General features: G+C 37.2%; 10 protein-coding genes. 1 reads left to right on the top strand and 9 read right to left on the bottom strand.

The window, feature by feature from the left end:
• Window positions 1-57: 57 nt before the first annotated feature.
• The 4 genes from Q0838_RS09875 to Q0838_RS09860 all read right to left on the bottom strand — a co-directional run bounded on the left by Q0838_RS09875 (window position 58) and on the right by Q0838_RS09860 (window position 5,582).
• Window positions 58-819 (bottom strand): hypothetical protein, encoded by a 762-nt coding sequence (locus Q0838_RS09875; RefSeq protein ID WP_298954233.1) that lies wholly within the window; start codon window positions 817-819, stop codon window positions 58-60.
• Between the two features lie 322 nt (window positions 820-1,141).
• Complete coding sequence (locus tag Q0838_RS09870; protein WP_298954230.1) at window positions 1,142-3,571, bottom strand: outer membrane beta-barrel family protein; 2,430 nt, start codon at window positions 3,569-3,571, stop codon at window positions 1,142-1,144.
• A gap of 66 nt (window positions 3,572-3,637) precedes the next feature.
• Window positions 3,638-4,792, bottom strand: coding sequence for a HAMP domain-containing sensor histidine kinase (locus Q0838_RS09865; protein ID WP_298954227.1), 1,155 nt, complete (start codon window positions 4,790-4,792; stop codon window positions 3,638-3,640).
• Between the two features lie 115 nt (window positions 4,793-4,907).
• Window positions 4,908-5,582, bottom strand: coding sequence for a response regulator transcription factor (locus Q0838_RS09860; RefSeq protein WP_298954225.1), 675 nt, complete (start codon window positions 5,580-5,582; stop codon window positions 4,908-4,910).
• A 158-nt stretch (window positions 5,583-5,740) separates the two neighbouring features.
• Here Q0838_RS09860 and eptA point away from each other — a divergent pair, with 158 nt between their 5' ends.
• Window positions 5,741-7,267 (top strand): phosphoethanolamine--lipid A transferase EptA, encoded by a 1,527-nt coding sequence (eptA, locus tag Q0838_RS09855; protein WP_298954286.1) that lies wholly within the window; start codon window positions 5,741-5,743, stop codon window positions 7,265-7,267.
• A 12-nt stretch (window positions 7,268-7,279) separates the two neighbouring features.
• Here the strand turns inward: eptA and Q0838_RS09850 are convergent, their stop codons facing one another.
• The 5 genes from Q0838_RS09850 to Q0838_RS09830 are packed head-to-tail and all read right to left on the bottom strand — an operon-like array spanning window position 7,280 to window position 15,711.
• The gene (locus Q0838_RS09850; RefSeq protein WP_298954223.1) at window positions 7,280-9,247 is read right to left on the bottom strand and encodes a heavy metal translocating P-type ATPase; all 1,968 of its coding nucleotides are present in this window, start codon (window positions 9,245-9,247) and stop codon (window positions 7,280-7,282) included.
• Window positions 9,244-9,606, bottom strand: coding sequence for a DUF3703 domain-containing protein (locus tag Q0838_RS09845; RefSeq protein ID WP_298954221.1), 363 nt, complete (start codon window positions 9,604-9,606; stop codon window positions 9,244-9,246). The genes Q0838_RS09850 and Q0838_RS09845 overlap by 4 nt, the downstream gene beginning before the upstream one ends.
• A 53-nt stretch (window positions 9,607-9,659) precedes the next feature.
• Window positions 9,660-10,076, bottom strand: a complete 417-nt coding sequence (locus Q0838_RS09840; protein WP_042293777.1) for a transcriptional repressor — start codon at window positions 10,074-10,076, stop codon at window positions 9,660-9,662.
• Window positions 10,077-10,087: 11 nt separating this feature from the next.
• A complete protein-coding gene (locus Q0838_RS09835; protein WP_298954216.1) occupies window positions 10,088-11,311 on the bottom strand; it encodes an efflux RND transporter periplasmic adaptor subunit in 1,224 nt (407 codons plus the stop codon).
• 2 nt (window positions 11,312-11,313) lie between these two features.
• A complete protein-coding gene (locus tag Q0838_RS09830; protein WP_298954214.1) occupies window positions 11,314-15,711 on the bottom strand; it encodes a CusA/CzcA family heavy metal efflux RND transporter in 4,398 nt (1,465 codons plus the stop codon).
• Between the last annotated feature and the right edge of the window lie 87 nt (window positions 15,712-15,798).

Below are 15,798 nucleotides of genomic sequence, written 5' to 3'. Positions count from 1 at the left end.
TTTTAAAAGTTATAGGATAAATGTAAGCTGTGATTCTAAAGATATTTTGAAGAGAATCTAAAGTACAGGATGTATATTTTTAATTTTATGCTGTTTATGAGAAATGTATATCAGTATGGACATCAGCACAATAGAAATGATACTTGCTGGTAAAGTACCCAAGTCCAGTCCACCTTTATCCAAAGGTTTAGTTAGAAAATCGCCAAAGGTTGCACCAAATGGTCTCGTAAACACGAAGGCAATCCAAAACAGAGCTATCTGATTAAGTTTAGTAAAATAATGCAGTACGATAACCAGAGTAATGATAGAAGCCGTGACCAGCGCACCCACTAAATAACTTAATCCCGCAACATCGCCTAGATAGTCTCCAAAGGCGGTACCTAAACTATTTGAAAATAACACAGCAGTCCAAAAGAAGATCTCCTTGTTTCTCTTAAATATGGGATGCACCTGTAAGTTTTTAAATTTAGCATACCACAATGCTAGTGTTCCAATAAGTCCTACGACGAGAATCAAGCTACCATAGGTATAGCCTAAACCTAGACTTCTATCCATAAAGTCAGAAATTTCCGTTCCTAGTGTTGTTGTTGCAATAATAACGAGCCAGAAATATAGTGGGACGTACTTTTTTGCAAATAACTGGATGGCCAAAACAACTACAAAAAATGCAAGCGTAATGAAAATACCGACGGTATAACCCAAGCCCAACGTTTGCGCAATAAAATCTCCTAATGTCTCGCCTAGCGTAGTGGCTATGATTTTCATAACCCAGAAGAGCGCAGTAATTTCTGCTACCTTATTTAAAACTTTTGTATCCATTGTAAAGCTCATTTATTAATATGATATTAAATGTAGTTTCAAATTCTAAGGCAATCTTAAAGCTTTGAATTTGTTAAGGTTGTGCCTGACAAAGGAAGGATGATGTGCGTCGTGTCACCACAAAGATGATCCTTCCTTTACAGGACTTTCATTTAGGTTATTACCCATAAATGATGGCTAATCCAAATAATAGATGTTCTGACCTAAAATGTAGTTTTGCCTATAAGCCCTGACAGGTTTTAATTAAGTTATCTAAATCTAAAAACATATTCTAAAGAAAATTTTAAGTTGTTTTTAAGCTTTCGCGAAAGCGTACCTCACACTAAAATTTATAATTGATCCCAGCTCTTATAATCTGGGTTTCATAATAATTTTCATAGAGTGCCCTAAAATCCTGCCCATTAATGCGCTGGCGCAGGCCAAAACGATTAAATAGGTCAGTAGCAGAAAGGGTTATGGTTCCCTTTTTATCCCAAATACTCTTTTTAAACCCTACATCTATGGACGACCTAGAAAGTTCTTCTCCCTGCGGAATATTGCGAGCGCTGTACCAAAGACCAGTAATCTGAGCCTCGAGTTCCCAAGGTAGCGTAAACGTGTTTGTAATCTTAAAGTCTCCAGCTTCATCTGTCGTATTTTCTATTATAAATGAGCGTTCAAACGGAAACAATAAAGTACCAGTAAATGCGTCTATAACATTGCGGTATAAGTTTATACTTGAGGTAAGCTTCCAGTAGTCTGCAATATCCTGGCTATACAGTATTTCAAAACCGGTATTTGTGCTGTGTCCCGTATTTTGATAAATCCTGTTTACAATATCATAATCTGGATTGCTGTCGTCTATACTAAAAATGCGCTGGTACGCTCCATTAATCTCACGATGATACACCGCAGAAAATAATGAACCAGAACCCCAACTGTATCGATGTGCAACTTCTACACTATTGGTAAACTGAGGTCGTAAATAAGGGTTGCCCACTTTTAATAATTCTGGGTCGTCATATTTAGGGAAAATACGTAGTTCTGGCTCTCCTGGTCTATCTACACGGCGGTTATAAAATGCTGAAAGTTTATTTCTATCGTTCAACTTATAGGTAAATCGCACGCTAGGAAACAGCTCAAAGTAATCATAGTTATCGTTTGTGTCATAATAGATGTTATCTGGATCGAGCTCATAAGATACCTCAGTTTGTTCTGCTCGCAAACCTGCCTCTATATCATAACGTTCTTTTTCCAGAACATAATTTCCATAGACTGCATATAGGTTCTCGCTCCATTTTGAGAAGTCTCCTAAATTTGGATATATGATAGATTCATTGCCTCGCATAATGGTATAATCTACAGGCAAGCGTCTAAAGCGTGCCTTGGCACCTATTTCCATACGTCCACTGCTTAAAGCTCTGGCATAATCTGTAGAAAGACTCGTGGTGTGTTCAATTGCTCTAATGTTAGTCATATCGCGACCTACTCGCACGGCAGAGCTATCATTTAAAAAATAACTTTCATCCTCTAGGCCTCTGGTATACTGAGCATTTGCAGATAGTGAGTGTCCCGCTTGCGCAAAATCGTGCTTATAGGCCACAGACGCGTTTATAAAACTTGTTATCTCTTCTTCTTTCCAAGTGTACAGCCTATTACGTATGTTATTATTTAGATTTATAAATGCCACTTGAGAAGTATCTATATGCTTCTCACGATCGTACATTCCGGAAAAGGTAATATTATCCTTCTCACTGATTTCATAATCTACACCACCAGTAATGATACTGCGAAACTGACGGCGATTCTCTGGCACTTGTGAAATAATAGTCCTGCCATCATCATAAAAACGTGTCGTAAATTCATTATTAGGCAACGCCTCTTGCACGATAAATTCTGTCTGAAGAAAGTAATTTAATTTCTTAGTTCTATAATTAAGGTTAACGCTAGGTATCAATTTAGGGTTTACTGAAAAACTCCCGAAATCTGTAGGTGTATCTTCCTTGCGCTTTGATAAAGCTCCAAGGCCAAAGGACAACCCTATATCGCCGTTAAAACCTGTTTGCTTTTCTTTTTTGTAAATGATATTTACGATGCCAGCAAAACCATTTGCATCATATTTGGCAGACGGGTTGTTGATAATCTCAATACGCTCAATATTTGCGGCGGGAATATTAGAAAGTCCTTTTTGATTACCAAAGCCTGTAAGGCTAGACTGTTTCCCATCTATAAGCACAACAACCTTATCGCTACCACGCAAAACAACCTTACCTTCTTGGTCAAATGCAACACCGGGCATTGTTTTCATAGCGTCAAGTACAGAGCCACCAGATTGTGCTACGTTATCATCAAGACTAAATGTTTTCTTGTCTAGGTCTGATGCTACTGTGGCTCTTTCGGCAATTATAGAGATTTCGTCCAGAGCTTCGGCAGATTCTTTAAGTTCAATTTTTCCAAGGTCAAATATAGAGTTGAGACCACCTGCTGTGATTTTCTTCTGAAAAGTCTCAAAACCTATATATGATATCTCTATAACATAATTGCCCGTAGGTAACTCAGTTATGGTAAAAATCCCAGTATCATCTGTCACGGTGCCGGTAATCGTCTTACTGGTCTGTGCTTCATTTACCGCAACCGTTACAAATGGTAATGATTGTTGTGTGCTTTGCTCTAAAACCTGACCAGTTATAGTAATCGTGTTTTGAGCCTCGACAATAGATGAGATTAAGAGTAAAAGGGAAAAGAAAAAAAGGTTCTTTTTAAATAGATTCATCAGCTATATTTTTGACAAACGTAGCTACTACTTCTAAAGAGAATTTGAAGACAATCTAAGTATTGCCTAAAGCTGAGTGTTAAAATCTATCTGGAAAATGTGTAGTTTTTCGCTTTCGCGAAAGCGGTATGAAGGCACAAAACCATAATAGTCACAAATCTTTTTTACAATAGAAAGTCCCAATCCTGTAGATTCATCTTTCTTACTTTCTTTATAAAAACGTTCAAAAATTTGATCTGGACGTGCGAGTGCTACGGCGCCTTTATTCTCAACAAATGCTACATTGTTGTTGATCCTTACGGTTATAGGATTTCTAGATGCAGTATGTTTAATTGCGTTAGACAACAAGTTGTTGCACAGGACTACTGCAAGTGACTTATCCATTTTTACATTAATGGTATTGCCATCAATAAAATTAATTTCTGTAGTTGTAAGTTCTTTTAGGTTTTCGATAGCGTCCTGAAATACATTGTTTATGTTGAGCTTCTCGGTATTTACAAATTGATTGTTATCAATTTTTGCTAATAGAATAAGTTTTTTGTTGAGTTGTTTTAATCGTTGTATATCTTCTTGTAGGGAAGAAAATTTTACAAATTGCGATTCACTAGTGCTCTCGTCATTAATTACTGTATCTATCTTTGCTTGCATAATCGCAAGTGGGGTTTGCATCTCGTGGGACACATCTTCTGTAAACTGTTTTAAATTACGGTAGTCTATCTGGATTTTTGAAGTAAGTAATTCTAGCTCTGTGGACAACTCGTGAAACTCGAGTATTTCAGAATCTTCAAAATTTAATGATTTATTAGATTTAAGAGAGAAGTTCTTTAACCTATCCAGATTAATAAAAAATGGTTCCCACAATTTTTTGTTTCTCGATTTATTCAGGAAAAATAAGAAGATGAAAGCTAAAAATACTATGCCTACAAAAGTAAATACAATGGCAAATAGTATATCCTCACTCTCGATAACCATCGTCCTTACAGTCACACGATAATAGTTTCCGTTTATCTCCTGAGTTTCTGAGAGCTGTCTAAAGAGTTCTATCTCATTTTGTGAAGGATCAAAAATTAAGGTATCACTTACTTTTAATTTTTCAGGTTTGAGCACTTGTTCTACCTCCATTATTGGCGGAACTCCTTTGATAGATATATCTTCTTCAAGTAATTTTTCCAGACGGGCTTTGTTAGAGTAGAGTTCTTCTTCAATCTCATTATTAAGCAATAGCTTAGTGTATATAAATAGTATTACACCGGAGATTAATAAAAGTACAATGCTCGTCCACAAGAAAGTTTTGGAAGCTTTATTGAGTAGTCTTGTTTTATTTTGAGGTTTTGTTTTAATCTGCTATAAATTTATAACCGCTACCATAGGCGGTCTGTATATATTTTGCTCCTGCTTTAGTGAGCTTCTTTCTCAGGTTATTGATGTGTACGTAAATAAAATCAAAATTATCGAGCAAATCACTATCATCGCCCCAAAGATGCTCTGCAATGATTGCTTTAGAAAGAACGCGACCTTGGTTTGTGATAAAAAATAAGAGTAGGTCATATTCCTTTCGCGTAAGCGTGATAGGCTTATCATTTACATAAGCGCTACGTGCTAAGGTGTCTAATCGTATCTCTTCAAATGTGATCGAGTCATTCCCTCCAAACTGCCCACGTCTCAAAACCGCTTTTATACGAGAGTTGAGCTCTGCAAGGTGGAAGGGTTTTGTAATGTAATCATCTGCACCTAGATCTAGACCTTCAAGTTTATCATCTAAAGAGCTATTTGCAGAGATGATGATAACGCCACATTTCTTATTTTGCTCCTTTAGCTTTCTGAGTAATTCAAGACCACTACCTGTAATGAGGTTAATATCAAGCACGACGATATCATAATCGTATAATTCCAGTTTTTCAGATGCTTCCCGATAATCTGATGCGGTCTCACATACATTTGCCTCACGACTTAGATAGGTCGCAATGGATTGTTGCAATTCCTTTTCATCTTCGGCAATTAGATATTTCATAATAACAAAGTTAAGAGAATAAATGTAGCGTGAGATTCTTAAGGGAATTTAAAGTTTTAAGATAATCTGCTTAATAATTACTTAAGAATTGAGATGTATTATTGGTGGGATAAAAAGAGTGTTTAAACTCATTGATCTGCCTAATTTTGGTCGCACCCATTCTAAAAAATATAAAAATAAAACTTCCTTTGTTTGCGCTTTTATTCAGTGCAATTAATGTTTTGCTCTATCATTATCCCTTTTACATCTTTGTAAATTCTCGTCTAGACATTTTAAATGCAAATGGCTTTATACTCTTAATAAGCCTCATTTTATGCGCGCTATTATTAAATGCGCTTGTTTTTTATATAGGCTTATATGTACTTCGCAAGGTAGGTAAAGGGATCATTGCGCTGTTTTTTATAATTAATGCTATCGCGATTTACTTTATAAATACCTATGGTGTTATTTTAGACAGGAGTATGATAGGCAACGTGGTAAACACTAACTACGAAGAGTCGAGTGCTTTTATGTCTATTGGGTTAGTTGTATACCTTTTTTTATTGGGTGTTTTACCCAGCTTTTTCCTCTTCAAAATAGGAATTGTCTATGTGTCTGTAAAACGCTTTTGTATTCACATTTTTTTGACGCTTGTTGTATTACTTACCATTGCTTATGCAAACTCGCCCAACTGGTTATGGGTAGATAAAAATTCAAAAACCTTGGGTGGTCTTGTTATGCCGTGGTCCTACGTGGTTAATACCGTGCGGTTTTATAATCATAAAAACAAGAGCAACCAGAAGCAACTCGTACTGCCAGATGCGAAGATTAAAAACACATCGAAGTCTGTAGTAGTGCTCGTTATAGGAGAGTCTGCACGCAGTAGTAATTTTTCTCTCTATGGTTATGGTAAAGAGACCAATCCTTTACTATCCAAGATAGATAATCTACATAATTTTACAACCCAATCTTGTGCAACTTATACCACGGCTGGTCTCAAATGTATTTTAGAACATAAAAACACAAATAAGCTCTATGAAATACTGCCTAATTACTTGTACAGAAACGGTGTTGATGTGATATGGAAAACAACCAACTGGGGAGAGCCAGAGGTAACTGTACCAAATTTCCAGAACAAACAAAAACTTAGAACTGATTGTGATAGTGGCATTTGTGATTATGATGAGATTTTACTCAATGATTTGGAGAATGAGATAATTACCAGCACAAAAGATAAAATCTTGATTGTACTGCATACCAGTACCAGTCACGGACCTACTTACTATAAAAAGTACCCTAAAGCTTTTGAAAACTTTACACCAGTGTGTAAAAGCGTAGAACTTGCCGACTGTACTGAGCAAGAATTGATAAATGCCTATGACAACACCATCCTCTATACCGATTACCTTCTTGCAAACGTCATCTCACGCCTACAGACTCTTGAAGAGTATCAATCTGCTATGTTATTTATCTCAGACCACGGCGAGTCTTTGGGAGAGAATAACCTCTATATGCACGGCATACCGGCGAGCCTTGCACCCAAAGAGCAATTAGACATACCTTTCATAGTTTGGCAGTCCGGCGGTTCCAGAGCTCTTAAAACAGACCAAGACCACTCACAGCACAACGTTTTTCATAGTGTACTGGATTTTCTTGCGGTAGACAGTCCGATTTTTGATGAGGAGATGAGTATTTATGAGAAGTGATCACAATTCATATCATTCCCACTTCATCTTCTGTAATCTAACAGCATTTAAAATAGCAAGCAAGGCAACACCAACATCTGCAAAAACAGCTTCCCACATTGTGGCAAGACCACCAGCTCCTAAAATGAGAACTATGATTTTTACACCAAATGCTAAAACAATATTTTGCCAAACGATACTTCTGGTAGAACGTCCTATTTTTATAGAACGTGCAATCTTTGAAGGTTGGTCATTTTGAATAATAACATCTGCAGTTTCTATAGCGACGTCACTTCCTAGACCACCCATTGCCATACCAACATCACTTGTTGCCAAAACTGGTGCATCGTTGATACCATCGCCTATAAAAGCGACTGTTGTATCTGGTTGTGCTTTGAGTTTTTCTACTTCGTTAAGTTTATCTTCTGGCAACAAACCACCTTTTGCCCAATCAATACCTAATTCTTTGGCTACTTGCTGAGTAATGGAATCTTTATCGCCCGATAGCATAATAATTTTAGTAATACCTGACGCACGTATTTCTTTAATGGCTTGATGAGCATCCTCTTTCAACTCATCTGCAATGGTTACATAACCAGCAAATTTACCGTCAATTCCGACCATCACTACGGATTCAACAATACTATCAGTTTCTGATGGAACGTCTATAGTATTTGAAGTCATTAAAGCTTTGCTTCCTACCAGCACAGTTTTCCCGTTTACGGTTCCTTTCAATCCTTTTCCTGCGATTTCAGTTACTTCGGTTGCATCATAGTCGGCACCTTCGGCTTTGTATTCCATTATGGCTTTAGCAATGGGATGAGTAGATTTCTCTTCCATTGCCATTAAGTATTTCATAAATTCTGCTTTCGCGAAAGCGGAATCACTTATAACTTCCTTTATTTTGAACACACCTTTAGTTACCGTTCCAGTTTTATCCATCACAACGGTATTAACTTGGGTCATTGCGTCTAGAAAAGAAGCTCCCTTGAATAAAATTCCATTACGAGATGCTGCTCCCAATCCACCAAAATATCCCAGCGGAATAGAGATTACCAATGCACAAGGACAAGAGATTACAAGAAAGATTAAAGCTCGATATAACCAATCTCTAAAAACGTAATCATCTACAAAAAAGTAAGGAAGTAATGTGAGACCTATCGCTAAGAAAACTACAATAGGCGTATAAACACGAGCAAATTTCCTAATGAATAATTCAGTTTTAGATTTACGAGCTGTTGCATTCTGTACCATATCTAGGATACGTGCAATAGAACTGTCCTTAAACTCCTTTGTCGCTTCTACCTCAATAACTCCATCAAGATTGATACTTCCTGCAAATACGGATGCTCCTTTCTGGACGGTATCTGGTTTACTTTCTCCGGTAAGGGCAGCGGTATTAAATGAACCCTTCTCTGAAAGCAATATTCCATCAAGAGGCACTTTTTCTCCTACGCGTACTTGAATTTTTTCGCCTATGTCTACAGTCTCAGGATTCACAGAAATAAAATCACCATTACGAAAAACCAAAGCCTCATTAGGGCGCACATCAAGTAATGCCTTGATATTTCCTTTTGCTCGGTTAACCGCTGCTTGTTGAAACAGTTCACCTACAGCATAGAATAGCATCACAGCCACACCTTCTGGATACTCGCCTATCGCAAATGCACCCAAAGTCGCAATTGACATTAAGAAGAATTCCGTAAAGAAATCTCCATTCTTAATACTGTTCCAGCCTTCTTTAATTACTGGAAAGCCAACAGGAATATACGCCACTGTATACCATACAATTCTCACCCATCCTTTGAAAAATGGTAAGGCGTCAAAATAATCAACTGCAATACCTATCATAAGCATTACAAAGCTGAAAATTGCAGGTATATACGTCTTGAATTTTGAAACACTTTCTGGACTGCTGTGATTGTGTCCATCATCGTGACTGTGCTCACCAGAATGTTTCTGCGCGTCTATGTCTCTTAAGTTCACTTTTTTCTTTTTCATTTGATATTGAATAAGTTAATTATGTCATTTGGCATAGGCATAGGTTTTAATGGTGGCACATTTGAACCTCCTGTATTACCTAGTGGCACGTGATTAATAAACGACTTCCAACCACCAACGATTAATCTAATTATTTGACCAAATACTTCTTTAGTATTCTTTTGCATCAACCCAAGCTTCAACATTAACCAATGTGAATAGGTATGCTCCATTGGATACGATTGACCTATAATGTGACTTCTTTCTAAGTGATACCAAGCAATAGCAAATTCTTCCATTTCTAAGTTATTGCGGTATAACTCTAACTCTTTACTATATGCCTGTTTTAAATGTTTTGGTATTTTAATATTAAACCTCATATCCTTTAAATTTCATTAAAAGTAGTTCAATTAATAGTGCAACAGAAGTGCATTTATTGACCACTGCATTTATCGCATATTCCTTTTACGACTAGGTTTACATTCTCTGAAACAAAGCCATCAGGTACTTTAATTTGAGGAATTTTATGTTCCGTAAGACACACAGTTTCGTTGCAATTGTTACAATGGAAATGCAAGTGTAAATCTTGTTCAATCTCACAGTTGCAACCACTTTCGCACAAAGCATATTTTGAAATTCCCGTACCGTCATCTATTTGGTGAACGATCTTCTTTTCTTCAAAGGTTTTGAGTGTACGATATAATGTGGTACGTTCCGCTTTCGCGAAAGCATACTCAATATCAGTTAACGCCACCGCAATCTTCTTTTCAGCCAAGTATTTATAAATCAAAATACGCATCGCCGTAGGACGTACTTGATGATTTTCTAATGTTTTTTCTATTTCTGTCATTTGATAGTTTTTTAATGGCTGTGCTCTGCTTCGCCTTTTTTCATTTCAGCCATCAGGTAATAGGCATTATTCATAGCATATTGCTCGTCTTTTTTATTGGGTTCCAAAAAGCTAACAGCTACCCAATCTCCATCTTTTGCTCCAGTAATAATCTCTACAGGGACAAAGCTCCAGTCATCACCTTCTCTCATTGCTTTAAACACAAAAGCTTTTTCTCCTTCAATAGATATCGCAGTTTCTGGAAATGCCATAGTAGTTGAATTATCCGTTTGGATACGTCCTTGAATATACATTCCAGGAATGAGGTTTCCCGCCTTGTTTTCTATTTCTGCGTGCACGTGTAGTGCTTTTGGCTTTTCCTCAAAAGTTTTACTTATCGAGTAAATTTCTGCTATGAGTTGCTTCCCAGGAATGGATTGAACGTTGAACGTTACTTTTTGTCCCTTTTCAACTTTATAGACATCTTTTTCAAAAACCATCAAATCTGCGTGAACGTGATGTGTGTTTACTATGTCCATTAAGTCTGTTTGTGGTTCTACATACTGACCGGTTTTTATTTCCACTTTTTGTACAAAACCTTCAATAGGACTGCGTAACGCCACACGTTGATAAATCGTTCCATTTCTTACACCAGAAGCGTTAATATTAAGTTGCTTTAATTGTGCTTCCAGACCATTGACCATCGCAAGAGAGGCTTTATATTCGGCTTCTGCACTTTGAAAGTTAGCACCGCTAGCTACACCAGCATCGTAAAGTGTTTTCTGTCTATCGAATGATTTTTTGAGAAACTGACTATTACTATATGCGTTGAGATACATCGTTTGTTTCTCAATAATATTAGGATGTGATATGTAGGCAACAACTTGTCCTTTCTTAACTTCATTTCCTTCTATAACTTCGATAGAAAATACATTTGCTCCTATTACAGTTGTAATAGTTGCCTCATTTTGTGGTGGTACTTCTAGCTGTCCATTAGCCTCTATATAACCACTCATACTGCGCGTTTGTAATGTGTCTATAGACATTTGCAAGGCTTCGTACTGTCTTGCAGTTAACATTACTTCTTCGTCTTCAGCGTGATTTTCTTCATTATGTTCACCATCGCTATGTTTAGATTCAGATTCCGAATGTTCATCTCCTTTTTTAGACGTTTCGTTTTTTGTGTCTCCACAAGCTGTCATTGTTATAACGAGCAATAACAGCCCAATACATTTATATATTTTTAAGTTTTTCATTTTTATAAGGTATAATATTCAAGTTTGAATAATGCGGTTAAATACTGGTCTAATGCTTCTAGCGCATCCATTTCTGTTTGTATAGCATCACGAATAATCTGTGTAAATGCAGCATAATCTACAGCACCTTCTCTATAAGCGAGCAATGCTCCTTTACGTTGCTCTTGCGCAAGCGGTAAGGATTCATTTTTGTAAAATTGCCAAGCTTCTTCCCACTTTTGATAAGCTTGCAATGCTTGTTGATATTCCGATTCAATCTGTCGCTCTTTAAAATCAGCGTCAGCAGTAACCATTTGGCTCGCTATTTTTGCTGCTTTAGCTCGACTTTTATCAGAACCTGAAAAAAGAGGAATTGATATACCTGCTTGATAGGTATAAAAACCACTATTTCCATTTACTTGCTGGATACCACCTTGTAAATTAAATGTAGGTAACAAGTTTGCTCGTGCTACATCATAATTAGCCTCAGCTTCTTCTACACGTTTCCGCGAAAGCAATAGTTCTGGATGCTGACTTACATTCTTATTGAAATTGGAACCAAGGACATTAGATTGATAGTCATCAGGCACCGTATAAATAATCTCTGAACCTAACCAGAGATTTAATTTCTGTAATGCTATGGTATAATCTCGTTGCGCTTGTTGATACTTATTTTTAATTTGCAATGCCTGGTTTTTTGCAGATGCATATTCTAATCGCGAAATAGCTTCAACTTCCAGATTAAGTTCGACTGCTTTTGAAAATTGGCTATAAATAGAGTCTAGCTCCTTATATAGCTTCATCTTACGTTTTTGCTGAAAAACTTCTGACCAAGAATTTTTCACTTCTTGGGTAACTTGAATTTCTGTAAGGTTATAAGCGGCTTCAGCTAGTGCAATACGTTGTTTTTGCAATCGCTTTTTTGCGCCTATACTTAGTAAATCAATGTTCTGCTGTCCAATTCCTATTAATGTATAAATTCCCTGACCACTCGCTATTTCTTCTCCACCAGTGAAAAGTTGCGTGCTTCCCAAATCATATGCACTAGCCTTGAGCACATTTTGACGTTGTATTTCCAGTTTGCCAGTTTGCAATGAAGGGTAGCTCTGTCTTGCCATAGTTACAGCACTATCTAGTACAATCTCTGGATAGCTCTCTTGCTGCACAATAGTTGTGTCCATTCTACTCGCGACTTCTTGCGCTTTTGCACTTGGTATGGTAAACAATAAACAGACAATTGCTGTGGCAGTTACATAGTTAGGATTGAGTTTTACTTTACGTTCTGAACGCTTTTCTACCCATTGATAAAAAATAGGAAGAATAAAGAGCGTAAGTAAAGTAGAAGTCAATAATCCACCTATTACTACGGTTGCAAGTGGTCGTTGTACTTCAGCGCCAGCAGATGATGATATGGCCATAGGCAAAAACCCAAGGATATCTGTCAATGCGGTAAGCATAATAGGTCGTATCCTGCGCTTTGTACCTTCTACAATTCTGTCTCTTAAATTAGTAACACCTTCTTCTTTAAGCTCATTGAGACCGCTTATCATAACAAGTCCATTAAGAACTGCAACTCCAAAGAGCACAATAAAACCAACACCTGCAGATATACTAAATGGCATATCACGAAGCCATAAGGCAAACACTCCACCAATAGTTGCCATAGGAATTGCAAGATAAATCATTAACGTTTGTGGGAATGATTTTAAGGCAAAATAAATAAGAATAAAAATGAGTAAAAGCGCAATAGGTACAACAGTTTGTAAACGATTACTAGCGCGTTCTAAATTCTCAAAAGCACCGCCATAGCGCAAGAAATAGCCTGGCGGTAATTCAAATTGCTCATCCAGTCTTACTTGTATATCCTCTACAACAGATTTTACATCACGACCTCTAATATTAATACCTACATATGTTCTCCTATTTGTATTATCACGACTTATTTGCATAGGTCCAGGTTCATAAGAGATATTTGCCAATTCCTTTAAAGGAATTTGAGCTCCTGATGGCAAATTGATGAATAGATTTTGAATGTCATTGATACTTGTCCTGTTTTCAGCTTTTAATCTCACTACAAGGTCAAACCTTTTTTCTCCTTCAAATATGACTCCCGCTTTTCCACCAGCAAATGAGGCCTGTACGACACTATTAAGCTGATTGATTTCTAAGCCATATTGTGCCAGTTTGTTCCGATTGTAGTTTACAGTGATTTGAGGCAAGCCGTCTATCGCTTCCACCTTCATATCTGCCACACCAGGAACGCTTGCAATAATTTTGCCCATCTCTTCAGCTTTGCTCGCTAATATATCTAGGTCTTCGCCAAAAAGCTTAATTGCAACGTCTTCACGTACACCTGTGAGTAGTTCATTAAATCGCATTTCTATAGGTTGAGTGAATTCAAAATTGACACCAGGCACAATGCTCACAGCTTCCTTCATTTTATCCAGCAGTTCTTCTTTTGAACTAGCTGATGTCCACTCATCACTCGGTTTTAAAATCACAAACACATCTGCAATGTCCATAGGCATTGGGTCTGTAGGTACATCTGCAACACCTATACGGCTGATGATGGTTTTTACCTCTGGAAATTCAGATTTCACAATACGTTCAATCTTTGTTGTGGTTTCGATAGTTTCAGTAAGTGAGCTTCCCGGTTTTAAAATGGCGTGAAATGCTAAATCACCTTCATCTAATTGCGGTATAAATTCTCCACCCATTTTTGTAAAGGCAAATATGGCAATCGCAAAAAGAGCAACAGCAACACTTATGATTACCTTTCCTTTACTCAGTGATTTAGTAAGTAACGGTTCATATTTACGTTCCACCCAATGCACAAATTTATCTCCGTATGACTTTTTATCATTTTTAGGCACACGAAGAAATAACGCTGAAACCATAGGAACGTAGGTAAGACACAATATCATAGCACCTATCATTGCAAAGATGAATGTGAGCGCCATAGGTTGAAACATTTTACCTTCAACACCTTCTAGTGCGAGAATAGGAAGGAATACAATAAGGATAATAAGTTGACCAAAGAAGGCTGCATTCATCATTTTTTTAGATGCTTTTGCCGCTATTTCATCGTTGAGTGATTTTCTGTTTTCCGATTTCGCAAAAGCGTTACTCTTATCAACTTCTTGTTTTTTAACTATGTAGGAATACATCAAGAAAACTGTGGCTTCTACAATGATTACAGAGCCATCAACAATGATCCCGAAATCGATAGCACCTAAGCTCATTAAGTTTGCCCATACATCAAAAACGTTCATCAAAATGAATGCAAAAAGAAGAGATAGCGGAATGGTAGAGGCTACAATAAGGCCACCACGCCAGTTTCCTAATAAGAGAACTAAAACAAAAATGACTATTAAACCACCTTCCAGTAAATTACCAGTTACCGTTCCAGTAGTCTCTGCAATTAACTCACTTCGGTCTAGAAAGGGAACAATGCTCACGCCTTCTGGTAGAGATTTTTGAATTTGCTCCATTCGAGTTTTCACATTCTCAATAACCTCGTTAGAGTTTGCTCCTTTAAGCATTAAAATCATACCACCAACGGCTTCGCCTTTTCCGTCTTTAGTTAGCGCACCATATCTTACTGCACTTCCTATATTTACAGTCCCCACATCCTTAATCTTAATTGGAATACCGTTTATGGTTTTTACAACCATATTCTCGATGTCAGAAGTAGTTCTTGCTAGACCTTCGCCACGTATAAAATTTGCTTGATGATTACGCTCTATATAAGCACCTCCCGTATTTTGATTATTGTTTTCTAAAGCTGAGAAAACGTCAGAAATTGTGATACCAATGGCTATCAGCTCGTTGGGGTCTACAGCCACTTCGTATTGCTTTTGATTACCACCAAAGGCATTGACTTCTACCACACCTGGAACCATAGACATCTGGCGACGTACAATCCAGTCTTGCATCGTACGCAGTTCTGTTGCGGTATACTTATCACGCATTTTATCATCTATCTCTAGCGTATATTGATAAATTTCACCCAACCCAGTAGATATAGGTCCCATAGCTGGTTCTCCAAATCCTGCTGGTATTTGTTCTTGTACTTCGGGCAGTTTTTCTGCGACTAACTGTCGTGGCAAATACGTACCGATATCGTCATCGAACACGATGGTAACTACTGATAGCCCAAAACGAGATATAGATCGTATCTCTTGAACATTAGGCAAGTTACTCATCGCTATTTCGACAGGATAGGTTACAAATTGCTCAATATCTTCTGTCCCTAGATTAGGTGATTGAGTTATTACCTGTACTTGGTTATTTGTAATATCTGGTACCGCATCTATAGGTACTTGTGTTATACTCCATATCCCTGCACCTATAAGTGCAAAGGTGAGTAACCCAATAATGAATTTGTTATTGATTGAAAAATCAATGATTCTATTAATCATTTAATTGTGGTATTAATTCAGTTAATAAATGGTTTATGCGCTTTCGCGAAAGCGAAAACACAATGAATATCTCCTAAAAAGAAATAT

Source organism: uncultured Nonlabens sp. (assembly GCF_947495285.1).
Classification (GTDB): Bacteria; Bacteroidota; Bacteroidia; order Flavobacteriales; family Flavobacteriaceae; genus Nonlabens.
The sequence above is the reverse complement of the archived record's forward strand: the minus strand, read 5'-3'. Positions and strand labels throughout refer to the sequence as shown.

What these genes read in the sequence shown, in the direction of transcription:
- Q0838_RS09870 (WP_298954230.1), bottom strand. Translation starts at nt 3,571, where the DNA reads ATGAATCTATTTAAAAAGAACCTTTTTTTCTTTTCCCTTTTACTCTTA.
- Q0838_RS09845 (WP_298954221.1), bottom strand. Translation starts at nt 9,606, where the DNA reads ATGAGGTTTAATATTAAAATACCAAAACATTTAAAACAGGCATATAGT.
- Q0838_RS09835 (WP_298954216.1), bottom strand. Translation starts at nt 11,311, where the DNA reads ATGAAAAACTTAAAAATATATAAATGTATTGGGCTGTTATTGCTCGTT.
- Q0838_RS09860 (WP_298954225.1), bottom strand. Translation starts at nt 5,582, where the DNA reads ATGAAATATCTAATTGCCGAAGATGAAAAGGAATTGCAACAATCCATT.
- Q0838_RS09840 (WP_042293777.1), bottom strand. Translation starts at nt 10,076, where the DNA reads ATGACAGAAATAGAAAAAACATTAGAAAATCATCAAGTACGTCCTACG.
- Q0838_RS09830 (WP_298954214.1), bottom strand. Translation starts at nt 15,711, where the DNA reads ATGATTAATAGAATCATTGATTTTTCAATCAATAACAAATTCATTATT.
- Q0838_RS09850 (WP_298954223.1), bottom strand. Translation starts at nt 9,247, where the DNA reads ATGAAAAAGAAAAAAGTGAACTTAAGAGACATAGACGCGCAGAAACAT.
- Q0838_RS09875 (WP_298954233.1), bottom strand. Translation starts at nt 819, where the DNA reads ATGGATACAAAAGTTTTAAATAAGGTAGCAGAAATTACTGCGCTCTTC.